The organism is Sphaerotilus uruguayifluvii (genome assembly GCF_013294065.1).
Lineage (GTDB): Bacteria > Pseudomonadota > Gammaproteobacteria > Burkholderiales > Burkholderiaceae_C > Sphaerotilus > Sphaerotilus uruguayifluvii.
In genome coordinates, this window is sequence record NZ_JABSNM010000023.1 from 21,694 (window position 1) to 39,945 (window position 18,252).

An 18,252-nucleotide genomic window follows, 5' to 3' on the forward strand; every position below is an offset into this window, starting at 1 on the left:
TCAGTTCGGTTCGTGCCGGGGCGGATCAGCGCAGGCTGACCAGCGTCTGCAGCACCGAGTCCTGCGTCTTGATCGTCTGCGCGTTGGCCTGGTAGAGGCGCTGCACGGTGATCATGTTGACCAGCTCGGCGGTCATGTCGACGTTGGACTCCTCCAGCGCGCCCGACTTCAGCAGGCCCAGCGTCGCCGAGCCCGGCACGCCGGCGACCGGGTCGCCCGAGGCGTAGCTGGCGGCCCAGACGTTGCCGCCCATCGACTTCAGGCCCTGCGGGTTGCGGAAGTTCGCCAGCTCGATCTGGCCGGCGGTCTGGGTCATGCTGTTCGAGTAGCGGGCGGTGATGATGCCGTCCTCCTCGATGGTGAGCTGGGTCAGCTGGCCCGGCGCGTAGCCGTCCTGGCTGACGTTGGTCACGCCGAAGTTGCCGCCGAACTGGGTCAGCTTCGACAGGTCGACCTTGACGCCGCTGATCGCGTCGTACGCGCTGCCGCCGGCCGGGATGTCCAGCGACAGCTCGGTCAGGCTCGGGTTCAGGCCGTTGGAGTCGAAGGTGATCTGCGAGACGTTGAGCTCCTCGGGCTTGCCGTCGCCGTTGATGTCCGGCGAGGTCGAGTAGACGTTCCAGGTGTCGGTGGCGGTCTTCTGGAAGTACAGCGTCACGTCGACCGGCTGGCCCTTGGCGTCGTAGATGCGCACCGAGGTGGCGTTGTTGTAGGTGGCCGGATCGTTGTAGTCGATCCCGCCGCTGACGGCGGTCTTGCGCGAGTCGAGATTCATCTCGAACTTGACGTCGCTGGTCGCCTTCGGCGCGATGCCCACCGTCGGCAGCTGCAGCTGCGAGCGCACCTGCGTGACCAGGTTGCCGACATCGTCGATCGGGTAGCCGAGCAGGCGGTGGCCGGCGCCGTTGACGATGAAGCCGTCGCTGTCGAGCTTGAACTGGCCGTTGCGCGAGTACAGCATCTGGCCGCTGGCGTCCTGCATCTGGAAGAAGCCCTCGCCGTTGATCGCGACGTCCATCAGGTTGTTCGTCGAGACGATGCCGCCCTGCGAGAACTGCTGCGCGATGTTGGCGACCTGCACGCCGATGCCTGCGCTGTTGGACCCCCCGAGCGAGCGGGCATAGAGGTCGGCGAACTCGGCACGCGCCGCCTTGGCGCCGTAGGTCCCGGCATTGGCGATGTTGTTGCCGATGACCTCGAGGCTCTTGCTGGTGGCATTCAGGCCCGACAGGCCTTGCTGGAAGCTCATGGATGACTCCTGGGAGAAGGCGGTGCTTGGGGAAAAGGGAGGGATCAGCCGCCGAAGGCGCGCACGTCGCTGTAGGAGACGGTCGAGCCGTCCTTGAGCGTCAGGCGCAGCGACGAGTTGCCGCTGGTGCCGGCTGCCACCGAGGTGATGGCCTGGCTCTGCAGCGCGGTCGAGCTGACCGAGGCGGTGCCGCGGGTCGCGGTGACGCGGAAGCGCAGACCACTGGTGTCGCCGACGCCCTCGCCCGGCGTCCAGGTGAACTGGTGGCGACCCGAGGACTCGGCGCCGACGTCGATGGTGTCGATGACCCGGCCGGCGCTCGACAGCACGTCGACCTTGACCGAGTCGGCCGCGCTGCCGAGCTCGAAGTAGCCGCTGGCCCTGCCGTTGCTGACCGGCAGCGAGCTGCCCGGCACGATGACCGAACGGCCCACCAGCGACGCGCTCTGCAGCGCCTGCATCTGCAGGAACTGGCTCGACATCGACGCGATGCTCTCGTTGACCTTCTCCAGGCCGGAGACGGTGTTGATCTGCGCGAGCTGGCTGGTGAACTGCGCGTTGTCGGTCGGGTTCAGCGGATCCTGGTTCTGGACCTGCGTGATCAGCAGCTTCATGAACTGGTCCGACATCGCCTTGGTCGCGCTGGTGGCGCTGCCCGACGAGGTCGTTCCGTTGAGCTGGGCGATCAGCGCGCTGTTCGCCGACGAGGTGGAGGAGGTGGTGGTGGCCATGACGTGCGTTCCGCGAGGGATCGGGGATCAGTTCTGACCCATCTGCAGGGTCTTGGTGAGCAGCGTCTTGGCGGTGTTCATCACCTCGACGTTGTTCTGGTAGGAGCGCGAGGCCGAGATCATGTTGACCATCTCCTCGACCGCGTTGACGTTGCTGAAGGTGACGTAGCCGTCGGCGTCGGCGTTCGGATGCGAAGGGTCGTGCACGCGCCGGCCCGGCGTGTCGTCCTCGCGCACGCCCGCCACCTGCACGCCCACCGCCGCCGCGTCGCCCATCGGCACGGTCTGGAACATCACCTGGCGCGCCTTGAAGCTCTTGCCGTCCGGGCCGGCGACAGTGTCGGCGTTGGCCAGGTTGGTCGAGACGGTGTTGAGCCGCTGGCTCTGCGCGCTGACGGCGCTGCCGGAGACATGGAAGATCCTGAGAAGCGACATCACTGCCCCTTGATCGCGTCCTGCATCTCGCGCAGGCTGTTGTTGAGGAAGCGCAGCGTGGCCTCGTACTTGACCGCGTTGTCGACGAAGCTGGCGCGCTCGCGGTCCATGTCGACCGAGTTGCCGTCGAGGTTGGTCTGGCTGGGCAGCGCGTACAGCAGCGAGGCCTCGCGCACCGGCGGGGTGGCACCGGTCGGCGCGCCGAGATGGCGCTCGCCGGTGGCGGCCAGCGCGACGGGCTGCACGCGCGCGCCGCCGGTGGCCTCGCGCAGCGCCGAGGCGAAGTCGAAGTCGCGCGCCTGGAAGCCGGGCGTGTCGGCGTTGGCGATGTTGCTCGCGATCAGCCGCTGGCGCTCGGCGCGCAGCAGCAGCGCCTGGGACTGGAAGCCCAGCGAGCTGTCGAGACGGTTCAGCATGACATCCTCGGCATCGGGGTCGGGGTTCGGGGATCTGGCGGCATTCTTGATGTCCCCCGCCGGCCCCGCTCCCTCGAAAAGGCCGACGGCCGCGCCCCATCTTGAACACTGCGCACCGCCCCGGGCGGCCTACAGTGCCCGGTCATGATCCCGTCACTGTCTTCCGTCCGCCGGCTGTCGCCCGCACTGGTCTGCGCCCTGATGGCGCTGTCGCCGGCCGTGTCGCATGCCGCGGGCGAGGACGGCGGCCCGGCCGCCGCGCCGATTCCCGTGGCGCGGCTGGTCGAGCTGGCGCGCGCGGTCTCGCCGACGCTGCCGGGCATGCGCATCGAGATCGAGCCCGGCCGGCTCGACCCGCGGCTGAAGCTGGCGCCGTGCCGGCGCATCGAGCCCTATCTTCCGACCGGCTCGACCGCCTGGGGCCGCACCCGCGTCGGCCTGCGCTGCACCGACGGCGAGGTGGCCTGGAACGTCTTCCTGCCGGTGACGGTGCGGGTGTGGAGCCGCGCCGTCGTCAGCGCCGTGCCGCTGCAGGCCGGCGCCGACCTGCGCGCCGAGGACCTGCGCGTCGACGAGATCGACATCGCCGAGGGGGGCGGCAGCCCGGTCTTCCAGGATCCGCAGGCGCTGGTCGGGCGGCGCCTGGGCAGCTCGCTGGCCCCGGGCACGCCGCTGCGCGCGATGCACCTGCGCGTGCGCCAGTGGTTCGCCGCCGGCGAGACGGTCACGATCACCTACCGCGGCGAGGGCTTCAGCGTCTCGTCGGAAGGCCAGGCGCTGGGCGCGGGCCTCGACGGACAGCCGGTGCGGGTGCGCACCCCGTCGGGACGTGTCGTCAGCGGCCAGCCGGTCGGCGAACGCGAAGTGGAGGTCCGCTCATGAGCCGCAAGATCCGCCGCGACGCCGAACGCCTGGGCTTCGCCATGCCCTTCCCTGAAGTGCATGATCCCGCACAATTGAAACACAAGCAGATACAACTTCCACACGCTCCGGCTAAAGTGACCGGCATGGCGACCGATACCCACCTTGACACAGAGGTTGCGAGAATTCGGTCACACGCCACGGCACAGGGGTTGTGTTCTGGCGGTCGAGGACTCGACACCCGGAACAAGGACCGCCCAAGGTTCGCAGGAGTACGTGATGAAGATCGGCAACAGCAATTCCCTGAACACCAGCGCTCCGGCCCCGGTGAACGCGACTCCGTCCAGGACGGAGACGCCGCGTGACGCCACCCCGCCGGCGCCGCAGGCCGGCACCCCGAAGGACAGCCCGGAGGGCAGCTCGGTGCAGATGTCCGAGCTCAGCTCGACGATGCGCGAGGGTGCGGCCTCGCCGGCCGAGTTCGATACCGAGAAGGTCGAGCGCATGCGCCAGGCCGTGCTCGACGGCACCTACCGCGTCAATGCCGAGGCGATCGCCGACAAGATGCTGGCGAACGCCCAGGATCTCCTGGGCCAGATCGGCACCGGCCGCTGAGGCCGGTGGTCATCGTGACGGCCCGCCTCCCTTTCCTGTCGCGCCGTCCCCACGATGATGATGTCCGTCCGCCCCACCCCTTCCCGCGATCCGGCCCTGGATGCGCTGCTCGACCAGCTCGAGCGCGAGCTCGGCCAGCTCGAGCACATCCTGCGGCTGCAGGATCATGAGCGCATCGAGCCGCAGTCGCGCCGGCTGCAGCCGCTGCTCGCCCAGACGATGGACAGCTTCGGCGCGGCGGCGCGCCTGGAACGGATCAGCCCGGACCAGAAGTCGCGGCTGAAGCAGCTCGCGCTGCAGGTGCGTCAGCAGCTCGGCCGGCTGGCGCGCACGACCGCACCGCTGGACCAGGCGCTGGCGACGATGCTCGGCGACGGCGCACGACACGGCGCGGCCGACCCGGCCGCACGCATCCGCCGCGGCTACGCGACCTGACCCCGGCGCAGGTCCTGCGCATGGGCCAGCGTCAGCGAGGCCAGCACGACCTCGCGGATCAGCCCGGCATCGACCGGGTGGTTGTAGCGGAACTTCAGGATGCGCATGCCGCGGCCGACCCCGTCGAGCTGCGGAAAGCGCGTGCCCAGCCCCGCGCCGTTGAGCACCTGCAGATGCGCCTGCCCCTTGTGCAGCACCAGGCTCAGCACGCCGATGCCGCGGTGCAGGAACATCAGGTTGCCCCAGCGCACCGTCTGGCTGATCTCCGGCTCGGCGGCCAGCACGGCCTGCTGGATGGCCTGTGCGGTCGCCACCTGCGAGGGCTGGAGCATGTCGAAGAAGTTGGCCACCAGCGCGGCGGGCCGGACAAGATGTCGCATTGAAAACCGTTCCGTCTCGGGTCGACTGCAGCGTGATCTCGAGGTGTCGACGAGATCACGGCACCGCGCGGAGCAACATTTTTTTACCTGATCATCCCATGAAGCCGGGATGGTCAATGCAGCACGTCAATGGTAGCAAAGCGGCCGAACCCCTCGACCGGGCAAACCCGAGGCGGGGAGATCAGGTACGCGGCAGCGTGACGCCGGTCTGGCCCTGGTACTTGCCGCCGCGATCGCGGTAGCTGGTCTCGCAGACCTCGTCGGACTCGAAGAACAGCACCTGCGCGCAGCCTTCGCCGGCGTAGATCTTGGCCGGCAGCGGCGTGGTGTTCGAGAACTCCAGCGTCACGTAGCCTTCCCACTCGGGCTCGAAGGGCGTGACGTTGACGATGATGCCGCAGCGCGCGTAGGTGCTCTTGCCCAGGCAGACGGTCAGCACGCTGCGCGGGATGCGGAAGTACTCGACCGTGCGCGCCAGCGCGAAGCTGTTGGGCGGGATGATGCAGACGTCGCCCTTGAAGTCGACGAAGCTCTTCTCGTCGAAGTTCTTCGGGTCGACCACCGTGGAATGCACGTTGGTGAAGATCTTGAACTCGTCGGCGCAGCGGATGTCGTAGCCGTAGCTCGACGTGCCGTAGCTGACGATCTTCTGCCCGCCCGGAGCGAAGCGCACCTGGGACGGCTCGAACGGCTCGATCATGCCGTGCTGCTCCGCCATGCGGCGGATCCACTTGTCGCTCTTGATGCTCATGACTGCGGGGGGACGGGTGGTCCTTCTTTCAGGGAGGCCGGATTCTAAGCCCAAGGCCCCCAGGGCAAACCCCGATCCGGGGGCGGGCGAACACCGATCCGGTAACGCCGCGCTCTGCCGATGTCTCGGACCGATGCGGCCTGTTGCGTGCCGCGCCGATCGTGCAGAGGTGCCCCATGGCCTGGATCCCCCGCAAGCCCCGACCGTCCACCCCGCCGCAGGCGGCTCTGCCCTTGCAGCCGCTGCCCACCTCGGGCCGGCGCCGGCTCGAGCCGCGGCTGATGTTCGATGCGGCCGCGGCGCTGACGCTGGAACACGCGATCGAGGCAGCGGCCGAGCCGCCTGCTCCCGCCCCGGTGGACGACGGCGCCGCGCTGATGGCCGCGCTGGCGGCAGCGCCGGACGCCACCGCGGCCAGCCCGGCGCAGGTCGCCTTCGTGTCCTCGACGCTGCAGGATGCGCAGGGGCTGGCCGCCAGCCTGGGACCGCAGGTCGAGGTGGTGATGCTCGACCCGGCACGCGACGGCCTGACGCAGATCCGCGACGCGCTCGCCGGGCGCCAGGATGTGGCCGCGCTGCACCTCTTCACGCATGGCAGCAGCGGCAGCATCGACCTCGGCGGCAGCGTTCTCGCGCCGCTGTCCGCCAGCTTCGACGCGCAGCGCCCAATGCTGACCGAGATCGGCACCCATCTGGCCGCCGGCGCCGACGTGCTGGTCTACGGCTGCGACTTCGGCCAGGGCGAGAGCGGCCAGGCGGCGATGCAGGCGCTGTCGCAGGCGCTCGGCGGCGCGGATGTGGCCGCTTCGGTCGACGCCACCGGCGCCAGCGCACTGGGCGGCGACTGGACGCTGGAGGCCCGCACCGGCGCGATCGAGGCAACAGCACTGGACGCAGCCGGCTGGAACGGCCTGCTGACGACCTTCGAGGTCAACGAGCGCGACAGCGTGACCATCACCCTGTCGCAATACCAGGGCCTGCTCGGCACGATCGTGGGCATCGTCAGCAGCGAGTCCTACAGTGCCACCGGCCTGCCGACCGGCCTGTCCATCAACAGCAGCACTGGCACGATCAGCGGCACCGTCTCGGCGCTGGCGCTGGAGAACCACGGCAATGATCCGACCTTCGATGTCGTGGTCACCAAGAGCTATCGGCTGCTGGGTCTGCCTCTGGTGACGCTGACCCAGCAGGCTGCCTTCGTCATCGACGTGGCCGATGCCGCGCCGGCGGTCAGCGCCCCGTCGGCGACCCAGACGCTGGCCGAGGATGGCAGCCTGGGCTTCAGCAGCGCCGCGGGCAACGCCATCAGCGTCTCCGACCCGGACGACAGCTCGCTGACGGTCACGCTCGGCGTCGCGCACGGCACGCTGAGCCTCTCGGGCACCACGGGCCTGAGCTTTTCCAGCGGCGACGGCAGCGCCGACCGCACGATGACGCTCAGCGGCAGCAGCAGCGCGATCAACGCCGCGCTGCAGGGCCTGACCTACCAGCCGGACCCGGACTACAACGGCAGCGACGCACTGAGCGTCAGCGCCAGCGACGGCGACACCCCCCGCAGCGGCAGCGTCGCCCTGAGCATCGGCGCCCAGCCCGACGGCGCGAACGACACGCTGCGGGTGCTGGTCAACACGCCCACGCTGGTGAACCCGCTGCTGAACGACGGCTTCGAGGACCCCTCGGCCTCGATCGTCTCGGTCGGTGCGGCCTCGCACGGCACGGTGCTGCTGGCGCCGGGCGGGCTGGTGAGCTACACGCCCTTCCTCGGCTACACCGGCAGCGACAGCTTCACCTACACCGTCTCGGCCGGAGGCACGACGGAGACAGCGACCGTGAACGTGACGGTCGCGCTCAACACCCCGCCGATCGCGGTGGCCGACGTGCTGACGGTCAACGAGGACGGCTCGGCCACGCTCGACGTGCGCCTGAACGACATCGATCCCGACGGCCAGACGCTGAGCGTCGCCAGCGCCACCGCCAGCCACGGCAGCGTGACCCTCAACCCCGACGGCACGCTGACCTATGTGCCGGCGGCGAACTACCACGGCATCGACAGCATCGGCTACACCCTTTCCGACGGCGCCGGCGGCAGCGCCTCGTCGGTGGTGGCGGTCACCGTGCGGCCGCAGATCGACCTGCCGACGCTCACGCTGCCCACGCTGACGCTGCTGGCCGAGGACACGCCGCTGCTGTTCGCGCAGGCCGGCGGCACCGCGATCAGCGTCGGCGACATCGACGGCGACCTGCTGCAGGTGCGCCTGCGCGTGCCCGACGGGCTGCTGACCCTGGGCAGCACCACGAACGTGACGCTCGAGAACGGCTCGAACAACGTCAGCTCGGACATCACGATCCAGGGCCTGGTGGCCGACATCAATGCCGCGCTGGACGGGCTGGTCTGGCAGCCGGGACGCGACCACAACGGCTCGGTCACGCTCACGATCGACCTCGGTCCGGTCAGCCTGCCGCTGGCGGTCACCGCGACGCTGCCGATCGGCATCGCCGCGGTCGCCGACATCGTCGACGACCATGTGCACACCCTGCCCGGCCAGGCGGTCAGCTTCAACGTGCTGGCCAACGACAGCTTCGAGAACGGCGGCCGCGTGGTGAGCGGCTACACCGTGCCGGCGCATGGTTCGGTCACGATCGCCGCGGACGGCAGCGCGCTCTACACGCCGGACATCGGCCACACCGGCACCGACAGCTTCCAGTACACCGTCACCTCCAACGGTACGACCGAGACCGCCACCGTGACCCTCAGCGTCACCGCGGTCAACCAGGCGCCGGTGCTGACGCTGCCGGCCTCGCAGGTCCTGGCGGAGGACAGCACGCTGGCGCTGGCCGGCCTGTCGGTGGCCGACAGCGATGGCGATGCGCTGACGCTGGCGCTCGAGGTGGCGCACGGCCGGCTGGTGCTGGGCAGCAGCGCCGGTCTGGGCTTCATCGAGGGCGACGGCAGCGGCAGCGCGCGGCTGGTGTTCTCCGGCAGCGCCGCGGCGATCAATGCCGCGCTGGCCACGCTCGAATACCGGCCCGATGCCGACTATCACGGCGCCGACACGCTGACGCTGGGCCTGGACGACGGCGCGCTGTCGCATGCCGGCAGCGTCGCGCTGACCGTCACCCCGGTCACCGACGGCAGCGGCGAGGCCCTGCAGGCGCTGGGCAGCCTGCCGGTGGTCTTCGACCCGCTGGCCGACGATGCCTTCGAGAACGCGGGCGCCACCGTCGTCTCGGTCTCCGGCGCCAGCCACGGCACGGTGGTGCTGGGCGTCGACGGTCGCATCACCTACACCGCGCTGCCGCTCCACACCGGCAGCGACAGCTTCAGCTACACCGTGCGCTCCGGCGGCGCCGACGAGGTGGTGACGGTCACGGTGGACGTGGCCACCAACCTCGCGCCGACCGCCGGCCTGCTGGCCGATGTGCAGGCGCTGGCCGGCGCCACCGTGTCGATCGCCACCGCCAGCGCCTTCGACGACGGCAATCTGCTGACGCACGGCGACCGGCTGAGCTTCTCCGCCACCGGCCTGCCCGCCGGCCTGGCGATCGACGCCACGACCGGGCTGATCTCCGGCACGCTGGCCGACGACAGCTTCCTGCTCGGCGGCACCGGCGTGGTGCCGATCCTGGTCACCGCAACCGATCTGTCGGGCGCCAGCACCAGCACGGCCCTGCGGCTGCTGATCAGCAATGCGCTGCCGGTCGCGGTGGCCGACCTGGCCAGCGTGGACGAGGACAGCCAGGTCGTCATCGACGTGCTGGCCAACGACCAGGACCCCAACGGCGGCACGCTGAGCGTGTCCAGCGCCTCGGCGCTGCACGGCCAGGTCGATCTGCTGCCCGACGGCACGCTGCGCTACACGCCGGACGCCGACTTCGCCGGGGCCGACGTCATCACCTACGTGGTCGTCGACGGCCAGGGCGGCAGCGCCACCGCGACCGCCAGCGTGACGGTGAATGCGCTGAACGACCTGCCGACGATCCGGCTGCCCGCGCTGACGCCGTTCGCCGAGGACACGCCGCTGGTCTTCGCCAGCGTCAACGGCACCCGCATCGAGATCGGCGATGTCGATGGCGGCATCGTCGAGCTGCACCTCGACGTGCCCGAAGGCACGCTGACGCTGGGCTCGACCGCCGGCATCACGTTCCTCGACGGCACGGCCGACGGCAGCGGTTCGCTGCGGCTGCGCGGCAGCGTGGGCGACATCGACGCGGCCCTCGACGGCCTGATCTACACGCCGGGGCCCGACTACAACGGCTCGCTCACGCTGGGCCTGCGCCTGACCGACGGCCTGATCGGCACGCCGGTGATCAGCACCGCGCTGCTGAACATCGCGCCGGTGGCCGACATCGTCGACGACCAGGCCGCCACCACCGCCGGCACCGCGGTCGCCTTCAACCTGCTGAGCAACGACAGCTTCGAGAATGCGGCGCGCGTGGTGAGCGGCCACAGCACGCCGGCGCACGGCACGGTCACGATCTCCGCCAGCGGCCAGGCCCTCTACACCCCGACGGCCGGATTCATCGGCACCGACAGCTTCCAGTACACCGTCACCTCCAGCGGCACCACCGAGACCGCCACCGTCACGGTCGTCGTCTCGGCCGCGCCCGACCAGCCGCCCCAGGCAGTGGACGACACCGCCAGCACGCCCGAGGACACGCCGGTCACGATCGATGTGCTGGCCAACGACAGCGACCCGGACGGCGACCCGCTCAGCGTGACCGCCGCCAGCGTCGACCGTGGCCAGGTCGCGATCCAGCCCGACGGCCGCCTGCTCTACACCCCGCCGGCGGACTTCAGCGGCACCGCGACGATCAGCTACACCGTGGCCGATCCGGACGGCGCCACGCGCAGCGCCACCGTGACCGTGAGCGTCACGCCGGTCAACGACAGCCCGGTGGTCGGTGCCACGCCGGGCACGCAGGCCAGCGACGATGCCGAAGCGGTCTCGCTCGACGCCTCGGCCTTCTTCTCCGACCCGGATGGCGATGCACTGATCTACTCCGCCTCCGGCCTGCCCCCAGGCCTGAGCCTCGACCCCGCCACCGGCCTGATTTCCGGCCGGCTCGACTCCAGCGCCTCGGCCTCCGGGCCCTACGCGGTCACCCTCACCGCCACCGACCCCAGCGGCGCCCGCGTCTCGCAGAGCTTCTCCTGGTCGGTCGCCAACACCACGCCGAACGCGGCCAACGACACCGCCACCACCGCCGAGGACTCGGCCGTCACCCTCGCCGTGCTGGCCAACGACAGCGACCTGGATGGCGATGCGCTCAGCGTCGTCTCCGCCTCCGCCGCACACGGCTCGGTCGTCATCAACCCCGACGGCTCGCTGCGCTACACGCCCCACACCGACTTCTCCGGCACCGACACGCTCGTTTACCGCCTGCGCGATGCCGACGGCGCCGAGAGCACCGCCGTCGTCTCCATCTCCGTCGCCCCGGTCAACGACGCGCCCGACGCCTCGCCGCTGCCCGACCGCTCCGCCCAGGCCGGCTCCACCCAGGACATCGACCTCTCGTCCTTCTTCTCCGACCGCGACGGCGATGCGCTCACCTACTCCGCCTCCGGCCTGCCCCCGGGCCTCGTGCTCGATCCCGCCTCCGGCCGCCTCTCCGGCACCCTCCCCTTCTCCGCCGACGCCGCCTCGCCCTACACCGTCACCCTCACCGCCACCGACCCCGGCGGCGCCGCCGTCTCGCGCTCCTTCTCCTGGCTGATCACCCAGGCCCCGCCCGCCGCCGTCGACGACACGGCCTCAACCGCCGAGGACACGCCCGTCACCCTCGCGCCCCTCGCCAACGACGCGGCCGGCGCCTCCATCGACCCCGCCTCGCTCGTCGCCACCCACGGCAGCGCCACGCTGCTGCCCGACGGCTCCCTGCGCTTCACCCCGGCCGCCGACTTCAGCGGCCAGGCCTCCGTCGCCTACACCGTCTCCACCCCGGACGGCCGCACCGGCCAGGCCGTCGTCACCATCACCGTCAGCCCGGTCGACGACGCCCCGATCGCCTCCCCGCCCATCCCGACGATGAGCGGCAGCGACGGCCAGGCCGGCATCTCGCTCGACGCCTCCGCCTTCTTCTCCGACCCGGACGGCGATGCGCTCACCTACACCGCCTCCGGCCTGCCCCCGGGCCTGAGCATCGACCCCACCACCGGTCTGATCACCGGCACCATCGCCGCCGGAGCTTCCGCTTCCGGCCCCTACGCGGTCGTCATCACCGCCACCGACCCCAGCGGCCGCTCCGATCAGGCCAGCTTCTCCTGGTCGGTCGCCAATCCGGCGCCGACGGCCTCCAACGACAGCGCGACCACCGCCGAGGACTCGGCCGTCACCATCGCCGTCCTGGCCAACGACAGCGATCCAGACGGCGATGCGCTCACCGTCATCTCCGCCTCCGCCGCTCACGGCTCGGTCGTCATCAACCCCGACGGCTCGCTGCGCTACACGCCAAACGTCGACTTCTCCGGCACCGACACGATCGTCTACCAGCTGCGCGATGCCGATGGCGCCACCGCCAGCGCCACCGTCGTCCTCACCGTCACCGCCGCCAACGACGCGCCAGTCAGCGCCGCGCCGGCCGGCAACCTCTCCGGCGGCGACGGCCATGCGGTCTCGCTCGACGCCTCGGCCTTCTTCTCCGATCCCGACGGCGATGCGCTGAGCTATTCCGCCTCCGGCCTGCCTTCGGGCCTGAGCCTCGACCCGGCAACCGGCCGCATCACGGGCACCATTGCCTCCAGCGCCTCCGCCTCCGGCCCCTACGCGGTCACCCTCACCGCAACCGACCCCAGCGGCGCCAGCGTCTCGCAGAACTTCACCTGGACGATCGCCAACACCGCACCGACGGCCTCCAACGACAGCGCGACCACCACCGAGGACACGGCCGTCACCATCGCCGTCCTGGCCAACGACAGCGATCCGGACGGCGATGCGCTCAGCGTCATCGCCGCCTCCGCCGCCCACGGCTCGGTCGTCATCAACCCCGACGGCTCGCTGCGCTACACGCCCGACGCCGACTTCTTCGGCACCGACACGCTCGTCTACCAGCTGCGCGATGCCGATGGCGCCACCTCCAGCGCCACCGTCGTCCTCACCGTCACCGCCGCCAACGACGCGCCAGTCAGCGCCGCGCCGGCCGGTAACCTCTCCGGCGGCGACGGCCATGCGGTCTCGCTCGACGCCTCGGCCTTCTTCTCCGACCCCGACGGCGATGCGCTCACCTACTCCGCCTCCGGCCTGCCTCCGGGCCTGAGCTTCGACCCGGCGACCGGCCGCATCACCGGCACCATCGCCTCCAGCGCCTCCGCCTCCGGCCCCTACACCGTCACCCTCACCGCCACCGACCCCAGCGGCACCAGCGTCTCGCAGAACTTCACCTGGACGATCGCCAACACCGCGCCAGTCGCGGCCAACGACAGCGCGACCACCGCCGAGGACTCGGCCGTCACCATCGCCGTGCTGGCCAACGACAGCGATCCGGACGGCGACGCGCTCAGCGTCGTCTCCGCCTCCGCCGCACACGGCTCGGTCGTCATCAACCCCGACGGCTCGCTGCGCTACACGCCCCACGCCGACTTCTCCGGCACCGACACCCTCGTCTACCGCCTGCGCGATGCCGACGGCGCCGAGAGCACCGCCGTCGTCTCCATCTCCGTCGCCCCGGTCAACGACGCGCCTGTCGCTGTACCGCTGCCTGACCGCACCGCGCAGGAAGGCACGTCGGTCAGCATCGAGACCGCATTGGCCTTCACGGACCGCGAAGGTGATGCGCTGAGCTACTCCGCCGCCGGCCTGCCCCCGGGCCTGAGCATCGACCCGGCGACCGGCCGAATTTCCGGCACTCCGCAGGCCGGCACGTCGGGAGGCGGTCCCCTCGGCGACGGGGTGTACACGATCACGGTCACGGCCACCGACCCGTCCGGCGCCAGTGCCAGCACCAGCTTCGACTCGCGCATCCGGCTGACCCCGCCGCCGGCGGCGGACGACAGCGCCATCACCGCCGAAGACACCGCCGTCCGGCTCGATGTGCTGGCCAACGACGAGCCCGGCGCCACGATCGATCCAGGACGTCTTTCGGCCATGAACGGCCAGGTCATCCTCAACCCCGACGGCTCGCTGACCTTCACGCCCGACCCGGACTTCAACGGTACCGCACTGGTGCGCTACGGCATCATCGACGGCGGTGGCGCAGCGTCCGAAGCGGTCGTCACGATCACGGTCACGGCCGTCAACGACGCCCCGATCGCCTCCCCGCCCATCCCGACGATGAGCGGCAGCGACGGCCAGGCCGGCATCTCGCTCGACGCCTCCGCCTTCTTCTCCGACCCGGACGGCGATGCGCTCACCTACACCGCCTCCGGCCTGCCCCCGGGCCTGAGCATCGACCCCGCCTCCGGCCTGATCACCGGCACCCTCTCGTCCAGCGCCTCGGCCTCCAGCCCCTACGCCGTCGTCATCACCGCCACCGACCCCGGCGGCCGCTCCGATCAGGCCAGCTTCTCCTGGTCGGTCGCCAATCCGGCGCCGACGGCCTCCAACGACAGCGCGACCACTGCCGAGGACTCGGCCGTCACCATCGCCGTGCTGGCCAACGACAGCGATCCAGACGGCGATGCGCTCAGCATCGTCTCGGCTTCCGCTTCGCACGGCTCGGTCGTCATCAATCCCGACGGCTCGCTGCGCTACGCGCCGAACGCCGACTTCTCCGGCACCGACACGCTCGTCTACCAGCTGCGCGATGCCGATGGCGCCACCGCCAGCGCCACCGTCGTCCTCACCGTCACCGCCGCCAACGACGCGCCAGTCAGCGCCGCGCCGGCCGGCGACCTCTCCAGCGGCGACGGCCATGCGGTCTCGCTCGACGCCGCCGCCTTCTTCTCCGATCCCGACGGCGATGCGCTGAGCTATTCCGCCACCGGCCTGCCCCCGGGCCTGAGCCTCGACCCGGCGACCGGCCGCATCACCGGCACCATCGACTCCAGCGCCTCCGCCTCCGGCCCCTACGCGGTCACCCTCACCGCCACCGACCCCAGCGGCGCCAGCGTCTCGCAGAACTTCACCTGGACGATCGCCAACACCGCACCGACGGCCTCCAACGACAGCGCGACCACTGCCGAGGACACGGCCGTCACCATCGCCGTCCTGGCCAACGACAGCGATCCGGACGGCGATGCGCTCAGCGTCGTCTCGGCTTCCGCTTCGCACGGCTCGGTCGTCATCAATCCCGACGGCTCGCTGCGTTACACGCCGAACGCCGACTTCTCCGGCACCGACACGATCGTCTACCAGCTGCGCGATGCCGATGGCGCCACCGCCAGCACCACCGTCGTCATCACCGTCACCGCCGCCAACGACGCGCCAATCAGCGCCACGCCGGCCGGCAACCTCTCCGGCGGCGACGGCCATGCGGTCTCGCTCGACGCCTCGGCCTTCTTCTCCGACCCGGATGGCGATGCGCTCACCTACTCCGCCTCCGGCCTGCCCCCGGGCCTGAGCCTCGACCCGGCCACCGGCCTGATTTCCGGCCGGCTCGACTCCAGCGCCTCCGCCTCCGGCCCCTACGCGGTCACCCTCACCGCCACCGACCCCAGCGGCGCCCGCGTCTCGCAGAGCTTCTCCTGGTCGGTCGCCAACACCACGCCGAACGCGGCCAACGACACCGCCACCACCGCCGAGGACTCGGCCGTCACCATCGCCGTCCTGGCCAACGACAGCGACCTGGATGGCGATGCGCTCAGCGTCGTCTCCGCCTCCGCCGCACACGGCTCGGTCGTCATCAACCCCGACGGCTCGCTGCGCTACACGCCCGACGCCGACTTCTCCGGCACCGACACGCTCGTCTACCGCCTGCGCGATGCCGACGGCGCCGAGAGCACCGCCGTCGTCTCCATCACCGTCGCCCCGGCCAACGACGCGCCCGACGCCTCGCCGCTGCCCGACCGCTCCGCCCAGGCCGGCTCCGCCCAGAACATCGACCTCTCGTCCTTCTTCTCCGACCGCGACGGCGACACGCTGACTTACACCGCCTCCGGCCTGCCTCCGGGCCTGAGCATCGACCCTGCCACCGGCCGCCTCTCCGGCACCCTCTCCTTCTCCGCCGACGCCGCCTCGCCCTACACCGTCACCCTCACCGCCACCGACCCCAGTGGCGCCGCCGTCTCGCGCTCCTTCTCCTGGCTGATCACCCAGGCCCCGCCCGCCGCCGCCGACGACACGGCCTCCACTGCCGAGGACACGCCCGTCACCCTCGCGCCCCTCGCCAACGATGCGGCCGGCGCCACCATCGACCCCGCCTCGCTCGTCGCCACCCACGGCAGCGCCACGCTGCTGCCTGACGGCTCCCTCCGCTTCACCCCGGCCGCCGACTTCAGCGGCCAGGCCTCCATCGCCTACACCGTCTCCACCCCGGACGGCCGCACCGGCCAGGCCGTCGTCACCATCACCGTCAGCCCGGTCGACGACGCCCCGATCGCCTCCCCGCCCATCCCGACGATGAGCGGCAGCGACGGCCAGGCCGGCATCTCGCTTGACGCCTCCGCCTTCTTCTCCGACCCGGACGGCGATGCGCTCACCTACACCGCCTCCGGCCTGCCCCCGGGCCTGAGCATCGACTCCGCCTCCGGCCTGATCACCGGCACCCTCTCGTCCAGCGCCTCGGCCTCCAGCCCCTACGCCGTCGTCATCACCGCCACCGACCCCAGTGGTCGCTCCGATCAGGCCCGCTTCTCCTGGACGGTCGCCAATCCGGCGCCCGTCGCGACCAACGACAGCGCCAGCACGGACGATCGCTCGGTGCTGCAGCGCGAGGCTGCGCAGGGCGTGCTGGCCAACGATGCCGATCCGGACGGCGACTCGCTGCAGGTGGTCGAGGTCGACGGCCGCGCCGCCGGCGTCGCCCAGGCGATCGCCGGCTCGCACGGCGGCCGATTCACCCTCGAGGCGGACGGCAGCTACCGCTTCGATCCGGCCGGCGACTTCGCTGACCTGCGTGCCGGCGAGACGCGCAGCACCTCGCTGTCCTACCGCGTCGACGATGGCCAGGGCGGCAGCGCGACCGCGACGCTGTCGGTGCGGGTGGTCGGCCAGGACGATGCGCCGCAGGCGCAGGACCTCTCGACCTCGCTGGCGCAGAATCAGCCGCTGCAGGGCCGGCTGCTCGCGACCGATCCGGAGGGTGATGCGCTCGTCTTCAGCATCGAGCCCGGGTCCGGCCCGCAGCACGGCACGCTGCAGATCGACCCGGACGGTCGCTTCACCCTCGTGCCCGAGGCCGGCTTCAGCGGCAGCGACCGCTTCGTCTACCGCGTCACCGATGCCGCCGGGCTGTCGGCCACCGGCACGGTCACGCTGGACATCCTGCCGGCCACGCCCGATGCGTCCGACGGCACGTCCGTGCCCAACCAGCCGCCGACGCTGGCCGAGCCGCTGCCCGACCGCGAGGCGCGCGAGGGCGACACGCTGTCGATCGCGGCCGGCGCCGGCTTCTCCGACCGCGAAGGCGCCGCGCTGGGCTTCACCGCGACCGGCCTGCCGCCGGGCCTGTCGATCGATCCGGCCACCGGGACCCTTTCCGGCACCGTCGCATCCGGCGCAGCCTCCATGGACAGCGGACGCTTCCTCGTCTCGGTGCAGGCCGACGATGGCGCAGGAGGCCGGACCCGGGCCGACTTCGTGCTGCTGGTGCAGCCCGCGCTCGTGCCCCCGCCGTCCGGCGACACCGGCAACGGCACCGGAACGGACACGACGACGGTCGCGCAGCCGCCGGCCATGACCGACTCGCCCCAGACCCCGGTCACGTCCGGCACGGAAGGCGCCGCGCCCGAGACGACGGCGCAGAGCCCGGCGGACGCGGCCGTGCAGGTCGAGGCCGACGCAACGCTCGGCCGCGGCGACGAGATCGCGCGCGCGCTGGCGCTGGCCGACATGACGCCGGAGTTCGAGCCGATCTCGCTGGTGCTCAACGAAGCGGTCAACCGGCTGCGCTCGCTGGAAGGCGCCGGCGAGATCTCGGCCGAGGCGCCGATGCAGTCGGTCATCGGTCAGGCCGACCGCATCGGATCGGCCGGACAGCTCGACGGCTCGGCCCCGCTGATGCAGCAGGCCACCGCCGCACCGATCAGCAAGGCCGATCAGATCCGGGAGGCAACAGCCGGACCTTTCGGGATCAACTCGCCGATTCAGCCGACGACACCCGCTCCTACAGTCGATCCCGCGCTGCCCGATCCTGCGGAGCCGGTGACGGGCGCCAGCGAGGCCCGGCCGGCACCGACGGCCGCGCTGCCCGCGCCCGAGAGCTTCGCCGTTCAGCTTGCCCGGGCCGCCTCGGCCCGGGACCAGGAAATCGAAGCACTGGCGCTGGCCTTGGGCCTGGGATGACA

Annotated in this window: 11 protein-coding genes; 5 read left to right on the top strand and 6 right to left on the bottom strand. The window is 71.2% G+C overall.

Annotation, left to right across the window (positions count from 1 at the left end; genetic code table 11):
* Positions 1-25 precede the first annotated feature (25 nt).
* From flgE to flgB, 4 genes are read right to left on the bottom strand one after another with little or no spacing between them, the layout of a single operon-like run.
* Entirely contained in the window at positions 26-1,249 is a 1,224-nt protein-coding gene (gene flgE / locus HNQ01_RS19200) for a flagellar hook protein FlgE (RefSeq protein ID WP_173807111.1), read from the bottom strand.
* Positions 1,250-1,293: 44 nt separating this feature from the next.
* Positions 1,294-1,980: a flagellar hook assembly protein FlgD gene (locus HNQ01_RS19205; RefSeq protein ID WP_173807112.1), complete on the bottom strand. Its 687-nt coding sequence runs from the start codon at positions 1,978-1,980 to the stop codon at positions 1,294-1,296.
* A 27-nt stretch (positions 1,981-2,007) separates the two neighbouring features.
* Complete coding sequence (gene flgC, locus HNQ01_RS19210) at positions 2,008-2,415, bottom strand: flagellar basal body rod protein FlgC (RefSeq protein ID WP_173807113.1); 408 nt, start codon at positions 2,413-2,415, stop codon at positions 2,008-2,010.
* Complete coding sequence (gene flgB / locus HNQ01_RS19215; protein ID WP_173807114.1) at positions 2,415-2,831, bottom strand: flagellar basal body rod protein FlgB; 417 nt, start codon at positions 2,829-2,831, stop codon at positions 2,415-2,417. Before flgB ends, flgC begins: the two co-directional genes overlap by 1 nt.
* A gap of 144 nt (positions 2,832-2,975) precedes the next feature.
* On the opposite strand from flgB, the gene flgA reads away from it, so the two are divergent.
* The 4 genes from flgA to HNQ01_RS19230 are packed head-to-tail and all read left to right on the top strand — an operon-like array spanning position 2,976 to position 4,742.
* Positions 2,976-3,713: a flagellar basal body P-ring formation chaperone FlgA gene (gene flgA, locus HNQ01_RS19220; protein ID WP_286180986.1), complete on the top strand. Its 738-nt coding sequence runs from the start codon at positions 2,976-2,978 to the stop codon at positions 3,711-3,713.
* Positions 3,710-4,057, top strand: a complete 348-nt coding sequence (locus HNQ01_RS22230; RefSeq protein WP_217427623.1) for a hypothetical protein — start codon at positions 3,710-3,712, stop codon at positions 4,055-4,057. Before flgA ends, HNQ01_RS22230 begins: the two co-directional genes overlap by 4 nt.
* Positions 4,020-4,307, top strand: coding sequence for a flagellar biosynthesis anti-sigma factor FlgM (flgM, locus tag HNQ01_RS19225; protein ID WP_353621743.1), 288 nt, complete (start codon positions 4,020-4,022; stop codon positions 4,305-4,307). The genes HNQ01_RS22230 and flgM overlap by 38 nt, the downstream gene beginning before the upstream one ends.
* A gap of 60 nt (positions 4,308-4,367) precedes the next feature.
* Positions 4,368-4,742, top strand: coding sequence for a hypothetical protein (locus tag HNQ01_RS19230; RefSeq protein ID WP_173807116.1), 375 nt, complete (start codon positions 4,368-4,370; stop codon positions 4,740-4,742).
* Here the strand turns inward: HNQ01_RS19230 and HNQ01_RS19235 are convergent.
* Entirely contained in the window at positions 4,730-5,122 is a 393-nt protein-coding gene (locus tag HNQ01_RS19235) for a DUF1801 domain-containing protein (RefSeq protein WP_173807117.1), read from the bottom strand. The two genes, HNQ01_RS19230 and HNQ01_RS19235, sit on opposite strands and share 13 nt — an antisense overlap.
* A 181-nt stretch (positions 5,123-5,303) precedes the next feature.
* Positions 5,304-5,873, bottom strand: a complete 570-nt coding sequence (gene dcd, locus HNQ01_RS19240; RefSeq protein ID WP_173807118.1) for a dCTP deaminase — start codon at positions 5,871-5,873, stop codon at positions 5,304-5,306.
* Between the two features lie 176 nt (positions 5,874-6,049).
* Here dcd and HNQ01_RS19245 point away from each other — a divergent pair, with 176 nt between their 5' ends.
* On the top strand, positions 6,050-18,250 hold the full coding sequence (locus HNQ01_RS19245; RefSeq protein ID WP_173807119.1) for an Ig-like domain-containing protein: 12,201 nt from the start codon (positions 6,050-6,052) through the stop codon (positions 18,248-18,250).
* The last annotated feature ends 2 nt before the right edge of the window (positions 18,251-18,252 follow it).